This is a genomic window from Microbispora sp. H10836 (assembly GCF_012999525.1).
Taxonomy (GTDB): Bacteria; Actinomycetota; Actinomycetes; order Streptosporangiales; family Streptosporangiaceae; genus Microbispora.
This window is the reverse complement of record NZ_JABBWU010000006.1, coordinates 262,888-281,604: the sequence shown is the minus strand read 5'-3', so window position 1 is coordinate 281,604 and position 18,717 is coordinate 262,888. Positions and strand designations below refer to the sequence as shown.

At 71.7% G+C, this 18,717-nt stretch carries 12 protein-coding genes; 5 read left to right on the top strand and 7 right to left on the bottom strand.

Going from position 1 to position 18,717, the window contains the following annotated elements:
- The first annotated feature begins 115 nt into the window (after positions 1-115).
- From edd to eda, 3 genes are read left to right on the top strand one after another with little or no spacing between them, the layout of a single operon-like run.
- Positions 116-1,945: a phosphogluconate dehydratase gene (gene edd / locus HHX30_RS14360; RefSeq protein WP_169982414.1), complete on the top strand. Its 1,830-nt coding sequence runs from the start codon at positions 116-118 to the stop codon at positions 1,943-1,945.
- Complete coding sequence (locus tag HHX30_RS14355; RefSeq protein WP_169982413.1) at positions 1,942-2,931, top strand: glucokinase; 990 nt, start codon at positions 1,942-1,944, stop codon at positions 2,929-2,931. Before edd ends, HHX30_RS14355 begins: the two co-directional genes overlap by 4 nt.
- Positions 2,928-3,545: a bifunctional 4-hydroxy-2-oxoglutarate aldolase/2-dehydro-3-deoxy-phosphogluconate aldolase gene (gene eda, locus HHX30_RS14350; protein ID WP_169982412.1), complete on the top strand. Its 618-nt coding sequence runs from the start codon at positions 2,928-2,930 to the stop codon at positions 3,543-3,545. Before HHX30_RS14355 ends, eda begins: the two co-directional genes overlap by 4 nt.
- 188 nt (positions 3,546-3,733) lie before the next feature.
- Here eda and HHX30_RS14345 read toward each other — a convergent pair whose 3' ends face one another.
- The 6 genes from HHX30_RS14345 to HHX30_RS14320 all read right to left on the bottom strand — a co-directional run bounded on the left by HHX30_RS14345 (position 3,734) and on the right by HHX30_RS14320 (position 10,561).
- Positions 3,734-4,660 carry a PfkB family carbohydrate kinase gene (locus HHX30_RS14345; RefSeq protein ID WP_169982411.1) on the bottom strand — a complete coding sequence of 309 codons (927 nt, stop codon included), beginning with the start codon at positions 4,658-4,660 and terminating at the stop codon, positions 3,734-3,736.
- A gap of 100 nt (positions 4,661-4,760) precedes the next feature.
- Positions 4,761-5,783 (bottom strand): LacI family DNA-binding transcriptional regulator, encoded by a 1,023-nt coding sequence (locus tag HHX30_RS14340; protein ID WP_169982410.1) that lies wholly within the window; start codon positions 5,781-5,783, stop codon positions 4,761-4,763.
- 10 nt (positions 5,784-5,793) lie between these two features.
- Positions 5,794-7,407: a glycoside hydrolase family 13 protein gene (locus HHX30_RS14335; protein ID WP_169982409.1), complete on the bottom strand. Its 1,614-nt coding sequence runs from the start codon at positions 7,405-7,407 to the stop codon at positions 5,794-5,796.
- Between the two features lie 26 nt (positions 7,408-7,433).
- On the bottom strand, positions 7,434-8,306 hold the full coding sequence (locus HHX30_RS14330) for a sugar ABC transporter permease (protein WP_169982408.1): 873 nt from the start codon (positions 8,304-8,306) through the stop codon (positions 7,434-7,436).
- The gene (locus HHX30_RS14325; protein WP_169982407.1) at positions 8,300-9,262 is read right to left on the bottom strand and encodes a carbohydrate ABC transporter permease; all 963 of its coding nucleotides are present in this window, start codon (positions 9,260-9,262) and stop codon (positions 8,300-8,302) included. Before HHX30_RS14325 ends, HHX30_RS14330 begins: the two co-directional genes overlap by 7 nt.
- 3 nt (positions 9,263-9,265) lie before the next feature.
- Positions 9,266-10,561, bottom strand: coding sequence for an extracellular solute-binding protein (locus tag HHX30_RS14320; RefSeq protein WP_169982406.1), 1,296 nt, complete (start codon positions 10,559-10,561; stop codon positions 9,266-9,268).
- 318 nt (positions 10,562-10,879) lie between these two features.
- On the opposite strand from HHX30_RS14320, the gene HHX30_RS14315 reads away from it, so the two are divergent.
- Positions 10,880-12,151, top strand: coding sequence for an ABC transporter ATP-binding protein (locus tag HHX30_RS14315; RefSeq protein ID WP_169982405.1), 1,272 nt, complete (start codon positions 10,880-10,882; stop codon positions 12,149-12,151).
- An 18-nt stretch (positions 12,152-12,169) separates the two neighbouring features.
- Here the strand turns inward: HHX30_RS14315 and HHX30_RS14310 are convergent, their stop codons facing one another.
- Entirely contained in the window at positions 12,170-12,787 is a 618-nt protein-coding gene (locus HHX30_RS14310) for an amino acid-binding protein (RefSeq protein ID WP_169982493.1), read from the bottom strand.
- Positions 12,788-12,935: 148 nt separating this feature from the next.
- Here HHX30_RS14310 and pulA point away from each other — a divergent pair, with 148 nt between their 5' ends.
- Positions 12,936-18,671, top strand: a complete 5,736-nt coding sequence (gene pulA, locus HHX30_RS14305; protein ID WP_169982404.1) for a pullulanase-type alpha-1,6-glucosidase — start codon at positions 12,936-12,938, stop codon at positions 18,669-18,671.
- Positions 18,672-18,717: the final 46 nt, after the last annotated feature.

Below are 18,717 nucleotides of genomic sequence, written 5' to 3'. Positions count from 1 at the left end.
TGCCCGATCAACGGATCGGGGGCCGGACGTGCCGCCGGGCGCACGTCCCGGGACGACGCCCCCGGGGCGCGTTCGACCCCGCCTCGCGGCGGCACCGGCAGGAGGAGGACCTTCCGTGACGCACCCCGTTATCACCGAGGTCACCGAGCGCGTGGTGACGCGCAGCCGCGACGGCCGTGGGGCCTACATGGAGCGGGTGCGCCGCGCCGGGGCCGAACTGCGTGAGCGGGGGCCGGCCCGGGGGCGGCTCGGCTGCGCCAACCTGGCCCACGGCTTCGCGGCCGCGCCCGCCGAGGACAAGCTCGACCTGCGCGGTACGGCGAAGCCCGGCGTGGCCATCGTGACGTCGTACAACGACATGCTGTCGGCGCACCAGCCGTACGAGACCTATCCGCCGGAGCTGAAGCGGGCGGTCCGCGACGCGGGCGGCGTGGCGCAGGTGGCGGGCGGCGTGCCCGCGATGTGCGACGGCGTCACCCAGGGCCGGGCGGGCATGGAGCTGTCGCTCTACAGCCGCGATGTGATCGCGATGGCCACCGCGATCGCGTTGTCGCACGACATGTTCGACGCGGCCCTGCTGCTCGGGGTCTGCGACAAGATCGTTCCGGGGCTGCTCATCGGCGCCTTACGATTCGGGCACCTGCCGGCGATGTTCGTGCCCGCCGGGCCGATGACCTCGGGCCTGCCCAACAAGGTCAAGGCCAGGGCCCGGCAGGCCTTCGCCGAGGGCAAGATCGGCCGCCTGGAGATGCTCGACGCCGAGGCGGCGTCCTACCACTCCCCCGGCACCTGCACGTTCTACGGCACCGCCAACTCCAACCAGCTCCTCATGGAGGTCATGGGCCTCCACCTGCCCGGGGCGACGTTCGTCAACCCGCACACCGAGCTGCGTCACGCGCTGACCCGGGCGACCGCGCGGCGGGCGGTCGAGATCACCCCGCACGGCGAGGAGTACACGCCCGTCGCCGAGGTCGTGGACGAGAAGGCGATCGTCAACGCGGTCGTCGCGCTGCTCGCCTCCGGCGGCTCCACCAACCACACGATGCACCTGGTCGCCGTGGCGGCGGCCGCCGGCATCGAGCTGACCTGGGACGACATGGCGGCCCTTTCCAAGGTCGTGCCGCTGATCACCCGCATGTACCCCAACGGCCAGGCGGACGTGAACCACTTCCAGGCCGCGGGCGGCATGGCGGTGTTCATCGGCGACCTGCTGGACGCCGGGCTGCTCCACGAGGACGTGCTCACGGTCGCCGGGCGCGGCCTCGGCCACTACCGCTCCGCGCCCGCGCTCAAGGAGGGCGCGCTGGTGTGGGAGGAGCGGACCGAGCCCGGCACCGACACCGAGGTCCTGCGGCCGGTCGCCGAGCCGTTCTCCCCCGACGGCGGCATCCACATGCTGTCGGGCAACCTTGGCCGGGCGGTGAGCAAGGTCTCCGCCGTCAAGCCCCAGCACCTGGTGATCGAGGCCCCGGCCAAGGTGTTCGACGACCAGCTCGACCTGCTCGCGGCGTTCGAGCGGGGCGAGCTCGACGGGCAGGACTTCGTGGCGGTCGTCCGCTACCAGGGCCCCCGGGCCAACGGCATGCCCGAGCTGCACAAGCTCACACCGCCGCTGGCCGTCCTGCTCGACCGTGGCCAGAAGGTGGCCATCGTCACCGACGGCCGCATGTCCGGCGCCTCGGGGAAGGTCCCCGCGGCGATCCACCTGTCCCCCGAGGCCGCCGACGGCGGGCCGATCGCGCTGGTGCGCGACGGCGACGTGATCCGCCTCGACTCGGCCGCCGGGACGCTCACCGTGCTCGCCGACCTCACCGGGCGTACGCCCCAGGGCGCGCCGCTGACCGACGAGCAGTGGACCGGCACCGGCCGCGAGCTGTTCGCCTCCTTCCGTCGCGTGGTCGGCCCCGCCGAGCGCGGGGCGAGCGTCTTCGGAGGTGCCGCGTGAGCCTTCCCTGGCTGGTCGCGGACATCGGCGGGACCAACGCCAGGTTCGGTTTGGTGACGCGGCCCGGAGGGCAGCCGGAGGCGGTAGCCGTACTCGACGTTTCCCAGCATCTCGGCCTTGCCGATGCCGTAGCCGCCTATCTCGCAGATTATGCGGGCGGAGTTCGGCCGGGGGCCGCGTGCCTGGCGATCGCCGGTCCGGTCGACAGGGACCGGTACCGGCTGACGAACGCGGGGTGGTCGGGGTCCGTGGAGGAACTCGGCATCCCGCTCACGGTGCTGCTCAACGACTTCGAGGCGCTGGCGATCTCGCTGCCGCACCTCGCGGGGGACGACCTCGTGCCGCTCGGCGGCCCCCCGCCGACGGCGGGCCTGACGAAGGCCGTGCTCGGACCCGGCACCGGGCTCGGAGTGGCCGGGCTGGTCCCCGTGCGCGAGGGCTGGCAGCCGGTGGCCGGCGAGGGCGGGCACGTCGCCGTCCCCGTCGTCACGGAGTTGGAGATGGAGATCGTCCGGGCGCTGCGCGCGGACGGCCTGCCGTACGTCGACGCCGAGCACCTGCTGTCGGGCACCGGGCTGCCGCGGCTGTACCGCGGCCTCGCGCTCGCGCGCGGCGTCGCGCCCGCGACGCGCACGGCGGCCCAGATCACGACGCCGCAGATCACGGCGGCGCAGATCACCTCCTCGGACGACCCGCTCTGCGTCGAGACCGTCGAGGTCTTCCTCGCCCTGCTCGGCGGCTTCGCCGGCGGCGTGGCGCTCACCCTCGGCGCGCGGGGCGGGGTCTATCTGGGCGGCGGCGTGCTGCCCCGCCTGGTCGCGCGGATCCCCGGCAGCGCGTTCCGGGCCCGGTTCGAGACGACCGCGCCGGCGCTGTCGGAGTACGCCGCCGCGATCGCCACCTCACTGATCATCGCCGAACAGCCGGCGCTTACGGGTGCGGCCGCCTGGCTCGCCCAACGATTTCCCCATGTGGAGCGTGTATGAGCAACCTTCTCGACCTCGCGCCGGTCGTCCCGGTGGTCGTCCTCGACGACGCCGAGAGCGCCGTCCCCCTCGCCCGGGCCCTGGTGGGCGGGGGCCTGCCGGTCATCGAGGTCACGTTGCGGACCCCGGTCGCCCTCGACGCGATCCGGCGGATCGCCGCCGAGGTGCCCGAGGCCGTCGTCGGCGCGGGCACCGTGCGCTCGCCGGAGGACGTGGAGGCCGCGACGGAGGCCGGCGCCCGCTTCCTCGTCTCCCCCGGCACCACGCCCGGCCTGCTCGCGGCCATGCTCGCGGCGGGTGTGCCGTTCCTGCCCGGCGTCGCCACGGCCACCGAGGCGATGACACTGGCCGAGCGCGGGGTGCGCGAGCTGAAGTTCTTCCCGGCCGAGCCCGCCGGGGGCGTCACGTACCTCAAGGCACTGAGCGGGCCGCTGCCCGACGTGCGGTTCTGCCCCACGGGCGGGATCACCCCGTCGAACGCCCCGGCCTACCTCGCCCTGCCGAACGTCGACTGCGTCGGCGGAAGCTGGCTCACGCCGCGCAGCCTGGTGACGGCGGGCGACTTCGCCAGGATCGAGAAGCTCGCATCCGAGGCCGCGGCGCTGCGTCCCTGAGCGCTCCCCCGCGCTGTGTCTCTGAGCGCTCCCTGAGTTTCCCCAGCTCGCCGGCCCGTCCTTCCTCCCTCGACGGAGCCGGTGGCCATGCTCGTGCCCGTGACCCGGGCACGTCCATGGGTGCCGGGCCCGTGACCGCTCACCGGCGGTGGCGGGCCCGGCGTCGTCTCACGACACCGTGCCCCGTCTCACGACACCGCACCCAGCAGGGCGTCCGGGCCGATCGGGTTCTCGTGCGTGCCCTCGCTGGTGCACGCGTGCGCCCCGGCCACGGCGCCCAGCCGTACGCACTCCTCCAGGGGCAGTCCGGACAGCCGGCCGTACAGGAAGCCGGACACGAACGCGTCGCCGGCGCCGTTGCTGTCGGCCACCGGCCCGGGCAGCGGCTGTGCCGGGAAGTGCCGGATCTCGCCGCGCCCCTGTTCCGGCACGGCGAGCAGGTGGCAGCCCTCGGCCCCGGCCGTGCACACGACCACCGACGCGCGGCCCCGCTCCGCGATCGACCGCATGACCTCCTCCCGCCGCCCGCCGAGCTTCACCGCGGACAGGAAGACCAGGTCGGAGGAGTAGGCGAAGTCCTCGTGGTGCGGGTTCTCCCCGTCCCAGTCGTGCAGGTCGGTCGAGACCGTCGTGCCGTCCGGGATGTCGGCGTACACGTGCCGGGCGAAGTCCACGATCGAGACGTGGACGTGCCGGGCCGACCGGAGGGCGGGCAGGTAGAGGTCGCGCGGCATCCGCTGGCCGGGGACGACCCGGGGGTCGAAGAGCGAAAGCCGCCTGCCGCCGGAGTCCACCAGCAGGACGCTGCGGCGGGTGCCCGCCTCCGACACCGCGTGGGAGAAGTCCACGCCGCGGGCGGCGAGGTGGTCGCGGATCAGCGCGCCCTGTGGGTCGTCGCCGATCAGGTCGACGAACTTCACGCGCAGGCCGAGGGCGTGGCAGCCGAGGGCGACCCCCGCGCCGGTGTTGCCGATGCGGTCCACCACGGGCGGCACGGCGTAGGTGTCGGCGTACGGCAGGGGCAGCCGCGGCACGTAAACGGTCGTGTCGACGCCGGCGCCGCCGACGACGAGGACGTCGAGTGCATGATCAGGAAAGGCGTCGTTCGAGGTCACGCCGGGCTCCACGAGGTTCGGTGCATGATCACGAAGGGTGGACGCGCGGGTGAGCGGCCCTCCGTGCGACAAACTGCGAGATCACGGGGGTGGGGAGGGGTCAGCGGTTGACCAGAGGGCCCGAGCTGGTGGAGCCGCGCACCACGAGCTCGGGCTGGTAGACCAGCTCGACGTGCTTGGCCGGGGTGCCGCCGATCTCCTCGAGCAGCGTCTCGACGGCCGCGGCCGCCATCGCGCCGATCGGCTTGCGCACGGTCGTCAGCGGCGGGTCGGTGAAGGCCATCAGCGGCGAGTCGTCGAACCCGACGACCGACACGTCCCCGGGCACGGACAGCCCCCGCTCGCGGGCGGCGCGGATCGCGCCGAGGGCCATGAGGTCGCTGGCGCAGAAGACGCCGGTGCAGCCGCGGTCGAGCAGCGCCGCGGCGGCGGCCTGCCCGCCCTCGACGGAGAACAGCGAGTGCTGGATGAGATCGTCGACCTCGGTCAGGCCGAGCAGCTGCGCCATCGCCTGGCGGAAGCCCTCGATCTTGCGGATTACCGGGACGAAACGCCGCTGCCCCAGCGCGAGGCCGATGCGCTCGTGCCCCAGGTCCACCAGATGCTGCACGGCCAGGCGCGCGGCGAGCCGGTCGTCGGGCGAGATGAACGGCGCGGGGATGGCCTCGTTGTAGCCGTCCACGAACACGATCGGCAGCCCGCGGTCGGTGAGCCGGGTGTAGCGGTCCATCCGCGCGGTGGTGTCGGCGTGCAGGCCGGACACGAAGACGATGCCGGACACACCCCGGTCGAGCAGCATGTCGGTGAACTCGTCCTCGGGCGCGCCGCCGGGCTCCTGCGTGCACAGGATCGGCGTGTAGCCGTGCTGGATCAGCGACTTCTCCATCGCCTGGGCGAACGCCGGGAAGATCGGGTTGCCGAGCTCCGGGATCACCAGGCCGATCAGGCCGTTGCTGCGCTGGCGCAGCCGCTGGGGGCGCTCGTAGCCCATCAGGTCGAGGGCGGTGAGCACGGCCTGGCGGGTGCCCGGGGAGACCCCCGCCTTGCCGTTGAGCACACGGCTCACCGTCGCCTCGCTCACTCCGGCCTGAGCAGCGATGTCGGCGAGCCGTGTGTTGTTCATGAGCATTACTTTAGACATTTTTCCCGGTCCACCAGGTGGCGGAGTCGGGCGCGAGCCGCACGACCCCACCGGACGTCTCCGGCCCTCCGCTGGCCAGCAGCAGGTCGCCCGGCGCCCCGATCTCCACCCAGTCGTGGGTCATGTTGAGCACGCAGACGAACGAGTCGCCGCGGCGGAACGCGAGCGTGCCGGCCGGGCTGTCGAGCCAGGTCAGCGTGCCGTCGCCCAGCTCCGGGTGCTCCCGCCTGAGGGCGAGCGCGGTCCGGTAGAGGCTGAGCGTCGAGGCGCCGTCGCGCAGCTGCGCCTCCACCGACAGGTCGCGCCAGCCGGCCGGCATCGGCAGCCAGCTCTCGTAGATGCCCGGCGGGGTGAAGCCGTACGGCGGCTCGCCCGCGGCGGTCCACGGCAGCGGCACCCGGCAGCCGTCCCGGCCGCTGTCGGGGTCGCGCAGCCGCTGGGGGTCCTGCAGGTACTGCTCGGGCAGGTCGAGCACCTCGGGCAGCCCGAGCTCCTCGCCCTGGTAGATGTAGGCCGAGCCGGGCAGCGCCAGCATGAGCAGCGCCGCCGCCCGCGCCCTGCGCAGGCCGCGCTCGCCGCCGCCGTACCGCGTGACGTGCCGCTTGACGTCGTGGTTGGACAGCACCCAGGTCGAGGGCGCGCCCACCAGGGCCGACGTGCGCACCGACTCATCGATGACCTCGCGGAAGCGAACGGCCTCCCAGGGCGTCTTCAGGAAGTGGAAGTTGAACGCCTGGTGCAGCTCGTCCGGGCGGACGTAGTTGGCCAGCCGCTCGGGCGAGGGCGCCCACGCCTCGGCCACCCCGATGCGCTCGCCGTCGTAGGAGTCGAGGATGCGGCGCCACGTCCGGTGGATCTCGTGCACGCCGTCCTGGTCGAAGAACGGCACGACCTGCTCGCCGATCATCTCGGCCTGGCCCGAGGCGCCCACGTCGGGCAGGCCGGGCGCCTTGACCATGCCGTGCGCCACGTCGATGCGGAAGCCGTCCACGCCGAGGTCCAGCCAGAACCGCAGCACGTCGGCGAACTCCTCGTGCACCTCCGGGTGGTCCCAGTTGAGGTCCGGCTGCTCGGGCGCGAACAGGTGGAGGTACCACTGCCCGTCCTCGACCCGGGTCCAGGCGGAACCACCGAAGATCGACTCCCAGTCGTTGGGCGGCAGCTCGCCCGCCACGCCCTTGCCCTCGCGGAAGATGTAGCGCTCCCGCTCCTGGCTGCCGGGTCCGGCCTCCAGCGCCGCCTCGAACCAGGGGTGCCGGTCGGAGGTGTGGTTGGGCACCACGTCCACGATGATCCGGATGCCCAGCTTGTGGGCGTCCGTGATCAACGCCTGGGCGTCGGCCAGCGACCCGAAGATCGGATCGACGTTCCGGTAGTCGGCCACGTCGTACCCGAAGTCGGCCATCGGCGAGGGGTAGAACGGCGTCAGCCAGATCGCGTCCACGCCGAGGTCGGCCAGGTACCGCAGGCGGCTGCGCACGCCGAGCAGGTCGCCGATCCCGTCGCCGTTGCCGTCCGCGAAGCTGCGGACGTACACCTGGTAGATCACCGCGTCGCGCCACCACCTGGTCGTGACCGCGGACGGCTGGACGGCGAGTTCGGTCATTGGGATCCCCCGATTCTCATATAGGGTCACGCCTTCGTCGCGCCGGCCGTCAGGCCGGTGACGAGGTGGCGCTGGACGAGCAGGAAGACGGCGGCCGCCGGGATGGCGATCAGCACCGACGATGCCGTGAGCAGGCCCCACTCCGCCTTGTGCTGGCCGACGAACTGGCTCAGGCCGACCGCGAGCGTGTACTTGTCGTCGCCCGTCATGAACGCGGTCGCGTACGCCACCTCCGCCCAGGCGGTGATGAACGAGTAGAACGCGGCCACGGCCAGGCCGGGCTTGGCCAGCGGCAGGATGAGCCGCCAGAACGTGCCGAACGGCGTCAGGCCGTCCACCCGGCCCGCCTCGTCGATCGTCACCGGGACGGTGTCGAAGTAGCCCTTCATCATCCACGCGCAGAACGGCACGGTGGAGGTGAGGTACGCGATGACCAGGGACGGGAACTGGTTGATCAGCCCGAGCCCGGCCATCAGGTTGTAGATCGGCACGATCAGGATCGCCACGGGGAACATCTGCGTGATCAGCAGCATCCACATCACGGAGCGGAATCCGGGGAAGCGGAAGCGGCTGACCGCGTAGCCGGTCGTGGCCGACAGCAGCACGCCGAGCACGGCCGTGATCAGCGAGACGATCACGGCGTTGGCGGCCCAGGTGAGGAAGCGGGTCTCCCCGAGGACCTGCGTGTAGTTGGCGAGCGTGGGGTGGTCGATCGGCGCGACCGACGCGGTCTCGATGACCGTGCGCGGCTTGAGGGAGGTCAGCACCAGCCACGCGACCGGGAACACCGACACGATGCTCGCGGCGATCAGCGTGAGATGCAGGGCGACCGACCTGCCGGGGCTGCGCCTGTCGCGGCTCCACGTGCCGGCGCGGGCGGGGGCGGCGTGGCTCACCATGCCTCCCCCTGCTGCCTGAGCGCGCGCCGGTAGACCGTGGCCATCACGACGAGCAGGGCGAGGATCACCATGCCCCAGGCGGCGGAGCCCGAGTAGTTCCTGATGCCCTCGAACGCCTGGCGGTAGGCGTATGTCACGAGAATCTCCGTGGAGCCGCCCGGTCCTCCCTTGGTGAGCAGGAAGATGACCGGGAACTGGTTGAACGTCCAGATCGTGCCGAGCAGGACGACCGTGCTGGACACCGGGCGCAGGCTCGGAAGCGTGATGTGGCGGAAGCGCTGCCACGGCGTGGCGCCGTCGACCTCGGCGGCCTCGTACAGCTCGCGTGGGATCGCCTGCAGGCCGCCGAGCAGCGCGAGCATCATGAACGGCACGCCCAGCCACACGTTGCAGGCGATCACCGAGACCTTGGCCCAGAACGGGTCGTCCAGCCAGCTGACCCCGGCGAACCCGGCGGCCCGCAGCATGGCGTTGACCACGCCGAACTCGCCGTTCAGCAGGTAGCGCCAGATGAAGGCGGACACGAAGGCCGGCACGGCCCAGGGCAGCACGAGCAGGATCCGGTAGAGCGACCGCAGCCGCATGGGCCGGTTGAGCAGCAGCGCGAGGCCGAGGCCGATGCCCACGTGCAGGGCGACGCACACGACGGTCCACACGACGGTCCAGGTCAGCCGGCCGAGGAACTCCGACGAGGTGAGGATGTCGATGTAGTTCTTCAGGCCCACGAACTCGTAGGTGGACGGGATGACGTTCATCCCGATCGTGCGGCCCATGTTGCCCTCGGTCGCGTCGGTGAGCGACAGGTAGATCCCCCGGACGAGCGGGTAGCCGACCAGCACCAGCGTCACGACGACGACCGGCGCGGTCATCGCCCAGGCGTACCAGTGACGCGACAGGAGGCGCCGCGCCCCACTGCGGGGCGCGGCCCTTCTCGTCACGACGACGTCAGCCGTCATCGCCTACAGGCCCCAGCCCTTGAGGATGCCCTGGTAGGCGGTGGCGACGTCCTTGAGCATGGGCTCGGTCGTCGTCTGCCCGCCGGCGAGCTTCTGGTAGCCCTCGACCAGCGGCTGGAACAGCGAGGCCGCCTCGGGGATCCAGGGACGCTCGACGGCCGTCTCCATCGGCTTCTGCCACTGCGCGATCTTCGGGTTCGCGGTGGCCTCGGAGGCGCTGTAGGCGGGCGTGCGGGTCGGCAGCAGGCCGAGCTTGCCGGCGATCTTCGCCTGGCTCTCCGCGCTCGCCATGTACTGGACGAACAGGTAGGACGCGTCGAGGTTCTGCGAGCCGGCGTACACGCTGTAGTCGTGGCCGCCCAGCGGCGAGCCCGCCTTCGCCGAGCCGGCCGGGACCGGGGCGACGCCGAAGTTGTCCGGGTTGTCCTTGAACACCTTGCCACCGAGGTTGTCGGCGTTCGACCACGGCCCGTTGAAGATCATCGCGACCTTGCCGTCCTTGAACGCGGTCTCGGCGTTCGTGTAGCTGTCCTGCAGCGCGGGCTTGACTGCGGCGCCGGACGTGATGAGGTCCTCGACGATCTTCACCCCCGCCACGCTCTGCGGGGACGAGATCGTGATCTTCTTGTTCTGGACGTCGACGAAGTCGCCGCCCTCGCCGTAGATGAACGGAAGCAGGAAGTAGGCGTCCACGTTCAGGGCGATGCCGCCGGCTCCGGTCTTCGACTTGACGTCGAGCGCCACCTTCTTGAGGTCGGCCATCGTGGCCGGAGGCTCGTCGTAGCCCGCCTTCTTCAGTAGTTCCTTGTTGTACAGCAGGCCGAGGGTGTCCGTCACCTGCGGCACGCCGTACGTCTTGCCGTTGAACTTGCCGCTGGCCGCCGGGACCGGCAGGAGCTCCTCGGGCTTGTCGACGGCCGGAGTGCCGTCCAGCGGCGCGAGGTAGCCGAGCGAGGCGAACTCCGCGACCCACCCCACGTCGGTGCGCAGCACGTCGGGGGCGCCCGACCCGGACTGCGCGGCGGTCTTGAACTTGTCCCGCGCGTCCGCGAACGGCACGTTGACGTAGTTGACCTTGATCTTCGGGTACTTGGCCTCGAAGCCCTTGATGATCTCCTGGAAAACCGGTCCCTCGGTCGTGGCGTCCGAGGTGTCCCACCAGGTGACCGTGCCGGACACCTCGGCGGGGGCGGCACTCTTGGCCGGGGCCGAGCCGGCGTCGCCGGAACCGTCGCCACAGGCGGTGACCGCCAAAGCGAGCGCCGCGGCCACCGCCGCGGACGTGAGGACTCGCCTCATCTGCGTCGCACTCCTTGCTCAGGGGGATTTGAGCGGAACGTAACAGGAGCACGAACGGGGATGAAAGGCCTTACAGAAACTTTCAGCAATTTCGTTACATTTGACGCTCCCACAGGGGGGCGCGGGAGGTCACGACATCCCCCTGACAGCCGTCTTTAACGTGGGGAAAGTCTGGAGTAACGAGAAGTTGCAGGTAGATGCCGGATCTTTCACGACACGTATGGACACGGGTACCCGCGACGCGATGTACTACCTCATCATTCACACCGAAGGCTGGGGATCCGGGCCGGCCTGCCTGCCCGGGAGGAACGAGCTGGCATGAGCACCGTCGTCCTCGACAACGTGTCGAAGATCTACCCGGGGGGGTACCTCGCGGTCGACCGCATGAGCCTCCGCGCGGGCGAGGGTGAACTCCTCGTCCTGCTCGGACCGTCGGGCTGCGGGAAGTCCACGCTGCTGCGCATGATCGCGGGACTGGAGGAGATCACCTCCGGCGACCTGTGGCTGGGCGGGCAACTCGCCAACCACCTCGCTCCCCGGGACCGGGACGTGGCGATGGTCTTCCAGAACGGCGCCCTGTATCCCCACAAGACGGTGCGCGGCAACCTGTCCTTCCCACTGGAGATCGCCAAGGCGGACCCCACGATGGTCAAGCAGCGGGTGGTGGAGCTTTCCCGCGCGCTGCACATCGACGAGACGCTGGACCGGCGGCCGGGCACACTGTCCGGCGGCCAGCGTCAGCGCGTCGCGATGGGCCGCGCGATCGTGCGCCAGCCCTCGCTGTTCCTGATGGACGAGCCGTTGTCCAACCTGGACGCCGGCATGCGCACCGAGTTGCGCATGGAGATCTCGTCACTGGTGCGCGCCCTCGGGGTGACCACCATCTACGTGACGCACGACCAGGTCGAGGCCCTCACCCTGGCCGACCGCATCGCCATCATGAACCGGGGCGTGCTGCAGGACATCGGAACCCCGGCGCAGGTCTACAACGATCCCGCGACCGCGTTCACCGCCGCGTTCCTCAACTCCCAGCAGCTCAACCTGCTCGCCGCCACGGTCCGCACGCCTCAAAATCAGTACATAATGCTCGATTTCGGGCCACATCAGCTGACCATGCCCTGGACCGATCCACGGGCGTACGCCGTGTCCCAGCACACCGGCATGCAGATCATCGTGGGGATCCGCCCCGACGGGCTGGTCCCCGTGCCGGAGAAGACCGAGGGCCCGACCTTCTTCGGGCGGGTGCGGACGCTGGAGTATCACGGTCACGAGTGGCTCGCCTACCTGGAGGCCGGGATCCCGGGCGTCGAGGTGCCCGAGCCGCCGGACCGCCGGCAGCTCAACGGCGCGGCGAGCGGCGGCAGGGCGCGGTCGATGATGCGCCGGCTGCTGAACGGTTCCACGCCCCCGGAGGAGGAACCGCCGCCGCCGATCTCGCAGTCGGGCACGCACCGCCGCGCGGACCTGATCGTCAGGCTCGGCAACCGCCCCGTGTGGCGCGCGGGCGAGCACGGCCGGGTCGCCGTCGACGTCTCCCGGCTCATGCTGTTCACGATGGACGGCACCCGCATCGACCCGCCCCGCCGCTGACACCCCTCGCACCACCCCTCACACGGGACGGCTGACGCCGCCGGCCAGCACGGAGACGATCCCCGCCAGACGGACGATCTTGTCCAGCTCCGCCCGGTGGAACGCCGGGCCCTGGGAGCGCGCCACCACCAGGTGGACGCCGTCCATCGGCACGCTCACCAGGTGCAGCCCGCCCTCCTCGAACGCCGAGGCGCGCAGCGGGGTGAGGTCGGCCGCGGGCACGACCTCCGGCGCCTGCCAGCTTCCGTGGACGATCGTGCCGTCGGCCGAGTCGACCGCCACCGCCCACTCGGCGCTGACGAGGTCGGGCACCGCGTCGACGAGGGTGACGTACGCCCGGTGCGGCTCCGCGGCGACGTGGCCGAGCAGGTCGTAGTCGGGGGTCGACCCGGGCACCTCCCTGGTCGGCCACACGGCCTCCACCCGCGTGCCGGGGACCACGCCGATCCGCTCGCGCAGCTCTCCGGGCTCGAAGACGCCCGACCAGGAGACGGTGAAGTCGTCCACCGCGCGGCCCGCCTGCCGCTCCAGCACGGTGACCTGCAGGATGTCGGCTCCCAGCACCCCGAAAGCGCGTGCCACCTGGCCGAGCACCCCGGGCCGGTCGGGGAGCGAGACCCGCAGCCGCAGCAACATCCCCACCACCTCCTTCTCTTGCGACACCAACAGTGTCGGACACACGTTTCGCCGCCGTTACGGCGGTGGGTCACGGAATGGCTGCAATGTTTCTGGAAGTTGCAGCAAAGCCTTGCATGAACCAGGACGCGACACTAGCTTCCGGGCCATGGTGACCCCCCAGCACCGGCGTACGCGCGTGCCCATAGCGCTGTCCACCGTCGTGGCACTCGCCGCCGCGCTCATCGCCCCCTGTCTGACGTCTCCCCCGGCGGCGTCCGCCCTGGTCGCACCGGTCCCGGTGGCACCGGTCCCGTCGGCACCGGCCGGCGCGCCGTCCGACGCCGAACTCGCCCGTGACGCCCTCCGTACGGACCTGTCCCGCGAGCGGCTGTATTTCGCGATGACCGACCGGTTCGCCAACGGCGACCCCGCCAACGACCGGGGCGGGCTGTCCGGCGACCGGCTGACGACCGGCTTCGACCCGGCCGACAAGGGCTTCTACCAGGGCGGCGACCTCGCCGGGCTGATCGGGAGGCTCGACTACATCAAGGGCCTGGGCAGCACGGCCATCTGGCTCACGCCGTCGTTCAAGAACCGGCCCGTGCAGGGCACGGGGGCGGGCGCCAGCGCCGGCTACCACGGCTACTGGATCACCGACTTCACCAGGATCGACCCCCACCTCGGCACCAACGCGCAGATGAAGAGCCTCGTCAAGGAGGCGCACAAGCGCGGCATGAAGGTGTTCTTCGACATCATCACCAACCACACGGCCGACCTCATCGACTACGCCGAGAAGACGTACGGCTATCGCGGCAAGGCGGCCTACCCCTACGTGGACGCCTCCGGGCGAGCCTTCGACGACCGCGACCACGCCCTGCGGGACGACTTCCCGAAGGTCACCGCCGAGTCGTTCCCGTACACGCCGGTGGTGACGGCGAAGTCGAAGGTGCCGTCCTGGCTGAACGACCCGACCATGTACCACAACCGGGGCAACTCGACCTTCTCCGGCGAGAGCTCCGAGTACGGCGACTTCGACGGGCTCGACGACCTGTGGACCGAGCGGCCCGAGGTCGTCAGGGGCATGACCGACATCTACACGACGTGGGTCAGGGAGACCGGCATCGACGGCTTCCGGATCGACACCGCCAAGCACGTCAACATGGAGTTCTGGCAGCGCTTCGCGCCCGCCCTGCACGGCTACGCCGCCAAGCTCGGCAACGACAGGTTCTTCATGTTCGGCGAGGTCTACAGCTCCGACCCGGCGTTCGAGAGCCGCTACACCACCACCGGCGCCCTCGACGCGACGCTGGACTTCGGCTTCCAGGAGGCGGCGCGGTCGTACGCGAGCGGCGGTGACGCCGCGAGCCTGAGCAGGCTGTACGCCGGCGACGACTACTTCACCGACGCCGACTCGGGCGCCTCGTCGCTGCCGACGTTCCTCGGCAACCACGACATGGGCCGGATCGGCTACTTCCTCAGGCAGGACGACCCGTCGGCCGGCGACGCCACGCTGCTCGCCCGCGACCGCCTGGCTCACCAGCTCATGTACCTGACGCGCGGCCAGCCGGTCGTGTACTACGGCGACGAGCAGGGCTTCACCGGCGCGGGCGGCGACAAGGACGCGCGGCAGCCGATGTTCGCCTCCAGGACGGCCGACTACCTCGACGACGACCTCATCGGCACCACCGCCACCCACGCGACCGACAACTTCGTCACCACCCATCCCCTCTACACCTCGATCGCCGAACTGGCCCGGCTGCGCGACCGCTACCCGGCGCTGGCGGACGGCGCGCAGATCGAGCGGCTGGCGAGCGGAGGGGTCTACGCCTTCTCCCGGATCGGCGCGAAGGAGCGGGTGGAGTTCGTGGTGGCGCTCAACAACGGCGCCGCCGCGCAGACCGTACAGATCCCGACGTACTCCCCCGGCGCGTCCTTCACCCAGGTCTACGGCGGGACGGGCAGGCTCACCGGCACGGCCGACGGGAAGCTGTCCGTGACCGTGCCGCCGCTGTCGGCCGTCGTCTACCGCGCGGACAAGCCCCTGGCCGCCCCGGCCACGGCGCCGGAGATCTCCCTCACGCTGCCCGGCACGACGCTGCGCGGGACCGCGGCGGACGGCCGCGTGCCGATCGCCGCCGAGGTGCCCGGCGCCGGGTTCGCGCAGGTCACGTTCGCCGTCAAGGCGGGGAACGCGCCGTGGCGGGTGCTCGGCACCGACGACGCCCCCAACGGGCACACCTACCGCGTCTTTCATGATCTGACCGGCGTGCCCGCGGGCACCCCTCTCGCGTACAAGGCGGTCGTCAAGGACGCGGCGGGCCGGTACGCGGGCGCCACGGCGAGCGCGACCGCCGGGCCGGAGCCCGAGCAGGAGCAGCCGGGCGCGGTCAGGCGCGACCACCTGGTGGTCCACTACAGGCGCGACGGCGGCGACTACGACGGCTGGGGCCTGCACGCCTGGGGCGACATCGACCAGACGGTCGAGTGGGGCTCACCCGTCGGCTTCGCGGGCGAGGACGGGTTCGGCCGCTTCGCCTGGCTGAAGCTGAAGCCCGGCGCCACCGAGGTCGGCCTGATCACCCACAGGGGCGACACCAAGGACCAGGGCGACCGGATGGTGAATCCCACGCGTACGGGCGAGGTGTGGCTCGTGGAGGGCAAGCCCGGCGTGTACGCCTCCCGGGCCGCCGCCGAGGGGTACGCCACGATCCACTACCGCCGCACCGACGGCGCGTACGACGGCTGGGGCCTGCACCTGTGGGGCGACGCGATCGCCGACGGCGCGGGCACCGACTGGGGCGCGCCGCGCCCGCCGGACGGGACCGACGCCTTCGGCGCCTTCTGGCGGGTGCCGCTGAAGAACGCCGACGCCCCGCTGAACTACATCGTCCACAAGGGCGACACGAAGGACCCCGGGCCCGACCAGTCGTTCGTCCCGGCCCGGCAACCGGAGGCGTACGTGACCTCGGGCGAGAACGCGGTCCACGACAGCGCGGCGGCGGCCCGGAACGTCGCGGTGCTGCACTACCACCGCGAGGACGGCGACTACGACGGCTGGGGCCTGCACTTCTGGGGCGACGCGTCCGGATCGGCCGAGTGGGGCGACCCGCTGCGGCCGTCCGGGACCGACCGCTTCGGCGTGTACTTCGAGGTGCCGCTCAAGGAGGGCGCGAAGACGCTCGGATGGATCATCCACAAGGGCGACCAGAAGGACCAGCAGGCCGACCAGTCGCTGGACCTCGGCGTGACCGGCCACGAGGTGTGGAAACTGTCAGGTGTGGACGGATACCTGCTGCCGCAGCCCGCGGCCACCGGAGCGGACGCCGACCTGTCCAAGGCCACGGCCCAGTGGATCGACCGGGACACGGTCGCCTGGAAGGGCAGGGTCGCCGAGGCGAACCACTACGCGCTGGCCTACTCCCCCAAGGGCGACATCGCGTACGACACGGGCGGCCTGACCGGGGACGTCCATCTCATCCGCCTGACGCCGGGCACGCTCAGCGACGCGCAGAAGGCCGCCTGGCCCCATCTGGCGTCTCCCGGGGCGGCGTACGGCGCACTGAAGGTGGACCCGCGCGACGCGGACCTCACGCGCGACGCGCTGCGCGGACAGGTCGTCGCGATCGAGCGCGGGCCCTCCGGCGCGCTGCTGACCGCCACCGGCGTGCAGATCCCCGGTGTGCTCGACGACCTGTACGGCGGGGCGGCGAAGGTCCCGCTCGGCCCCACGGGGAACGGACGGCTGGCGGTGTGGGCGCCCACCGCGCAGAAGGTCGAGCTGGCCCTCTACGACGGCCCGGCCACCGATCGCAGGACGGTCCACCGGATGCGCAGGGACGACGCGACCGGCGTGTGGTCGATCGACGGCCCGGCGTCGTGGCGGGGCAGGTACTACACCTACCTCGTCACCGTCTACGCCCCGGCCGCCGGAAAGATCGTCACCAACGAGGTGACCGACCCCTACAGCCTGTCGGTCTCGGCGGGCTCGGGGCGCAGCCAGATCGTCGACCTCGACGACCGGTCGCTGCGGCCCGAGGGGTGGACGGGGCTGAACAAGCCCCCGGCGGTGCGCCAGGACCGGGCGTCGATCTACGAGTTGCACGTCCGCGACTTCTCCGCCTCCGACAGCACGGTCCCCGAGGCCGAGCGGGGCACGTACAAGGCGTTCACCGAGGGCGGCAGCGCCGGGATGACCGAGCTGCGGAGCCTGGCCAAGGACGGGCTCACGCACGTCCACCTGCTGCCGGCCTTCGACTTCGCGACCGTGCCCGACCGGAAGGCGGACCGCACCGAGCCCGGCTGCGACCTGGCCGCGCTGCCGCCGGACTCCGACCGGCAGCAGGCGTGCGTCGCGGAGACGGCCGCGAAGGACTCCTTCAACTGGGGCTACGACCCGCTGCACTACACCGTGCCCGAGGGGTCGTACGCGACCGACCCGGACCGGCGGATCAAGGAGTTCCGCGAGATGGTCGCGGGGCTCAACGGCGCGGGCCTGCGGGTGGTCATGGACGTGGTCTACAACCACACCCACGCCTCGGGGCAGGACCCCGGCAGCGTGCTCGACCGCGTCGTCCCCGGCTACTACCACCGGCTCATGGACGACGGCACGGTGGCCACCTCCACCTGCTGCGCCAACACCGCCCCCGAGCACGCCATGATGGGCCGGCTCGTGGTCGACTCGATCGTCACCTGGGCGAAGCAGTACAAGGTCGACGGCTTCCGGTTCGACCTGATGGGCCACCACCCCAAGGCCAACATCCTCGCCGTGCGCAGGGCCCTCGACGCGCTCACACCCGGCAAGGACGGCGTGGACGGAAAGTCGATCATCCTGTACGGCGAGGGCTGGAACTTCGGCGAGGTGGCCGGCGACGCCAGGTTCGAGCAGGCCACCCAGGCCAACATGGCGGGCACCGGGGTCGGCACGTTCAGCGACCGGCTGCGCGACGCCGTCCGCGGCGGCACGCCGTTCGACGCGGACCCGGGCGTCCGGGGCCTCGGCTCCGGCCTGGCCGACGCACCCGGGGACCGGCTCGCGCACTACGAGGACCTGGTCAAGCTCGGGCTCGCGGGCAACCTGCGCGACTTCACGTTCACCGGGTCGGCCGGAACTCCGGTCAAGGGGTCGGAGGTCGACTACAACGGCAGCCCCGCCGGGTACGCCGCCGCCCCCGCAGACACGGTGACGTACGTGGACGCGCACGACAACGAGACGCTGTTCGACGCGCTCGCCTACAAGCTGCCCGAAGACACCCCGATGGCCGACCGGGTCAGGATGCAGTCGCTGTCGCTGGCGACGGTCCTGCTCGGCCAGGGCACGGCGTTCGTCCACGCCGGCAGCGAGCGGCTGCGGTCCAAGTCGCTCGACCGCAACTCCTACGACTCCGGCGACTGGTTCAACCGCCTGTTGTGGGACTGCCGCCAGGGGAACGGCTTCGGCGGCGGCCTGCCGCCCGCGAAGGACAACGAGGCGCGCTGGCCGTACGCGCGGCCCCTGCTGGCCGACCCGGCCCTGCGGCCGGACTGCGCGGCGATCGGGGCGGCGCGGGCGCGGTTCGGCGAGTTCCTGCGGATCAGGTACTCCTCCCCCGCCTTCTCGCTGGGCTCGGCCGCGGAGATCGGCAGGCGGGTCTCCTTCCCGCCGTCCGGCACCCCCGGCGTCATCGTCATGCGGATCGACGCCGCCGGTGTCGATCCCGCGAGCACGGCGATCTACGTGGTGTTCAACGCCACCGGAAGGACCGCCGCACCGGCCGTGCCCGCGCTGAAGGGCGCCGGGGCCGCGCTGCACCCCGTGCAGGCGGCGTCGGACGACCCCGTGGTCCGGCAGGCGGCGGCGGACCCGGCGACCGGGACGCTGACCGTGCCCGCCCGCACGGTCGCGGTTTTCACCCAGCAGCGGTAGGAGTCGCACCGGGCGCGGGGCTCTCCCGCGCCCGGTGCCACGGCGG

Coding starts and splice junctions, on each gene's coding strand:
- eda (WP_169982412.1), top strand. CDS start 2,928: ATGAGCAACCTTCTCGACCTCGCGCCGGTCGTCCCGGTGGTCGTCCTC.
- HHX30_RS14340 (WP_169982410.1), bottom strand. CDS start 5,783: ATGAACAACACACGGCTCGCCGACATCGCTGCTCAGGCCGGAGTGAGC.
- HHX30_RS14310 (WP_169982493.1), bottom strand. CDS start 12,787: ATGTTGCTGCGGCTGCGGGTCTCGCTCCCCGACCGGCCCGGGGTGCTC.
- HHX30_RS14335 (WP_169982409.1), bottom strand. CDS start 7,407: ATGACCGAACTCGCCGTCCAGCCGTCCGCGGTCACGACCAGGTGGTGG.
- pulA (WP_169982404.1), top strand. CDS start 12,936: ATGGTGACCCCCCAGCACCGGCGTACGCGCGTGCCCATAGCGCTGTCC.
- HHX30_RS14330 (WP_169982408.1), bottom strand. CDS start 8,306: ATGGTGAGCCACGCCGCCCCCGCCCGCGCCGGCACGTGGAGCCGCGAC.
- HHX30_RS14320 (WP_169982406.1), bottom strand. CDS start 10,561: ATGAGGCGAGTCCTCACGTCCGCGGCGGTGGCCGCGGCGCTCGCTTTG.
- HHX30_RS14325 (WP_169982407.1), bottom strand. CDS start 9,262: ATGACGGCTGACGTCGTCGTGACGAGAAGGGCCGCGCCCCGCAGTGGG.
- HHX30_RS14315 (WP_169982405.1), top strand. CDS start 10,880: ATGAGCACCGTCGTCCTCGACAACGTGTCGAAGATCTACCCGGGGGGG.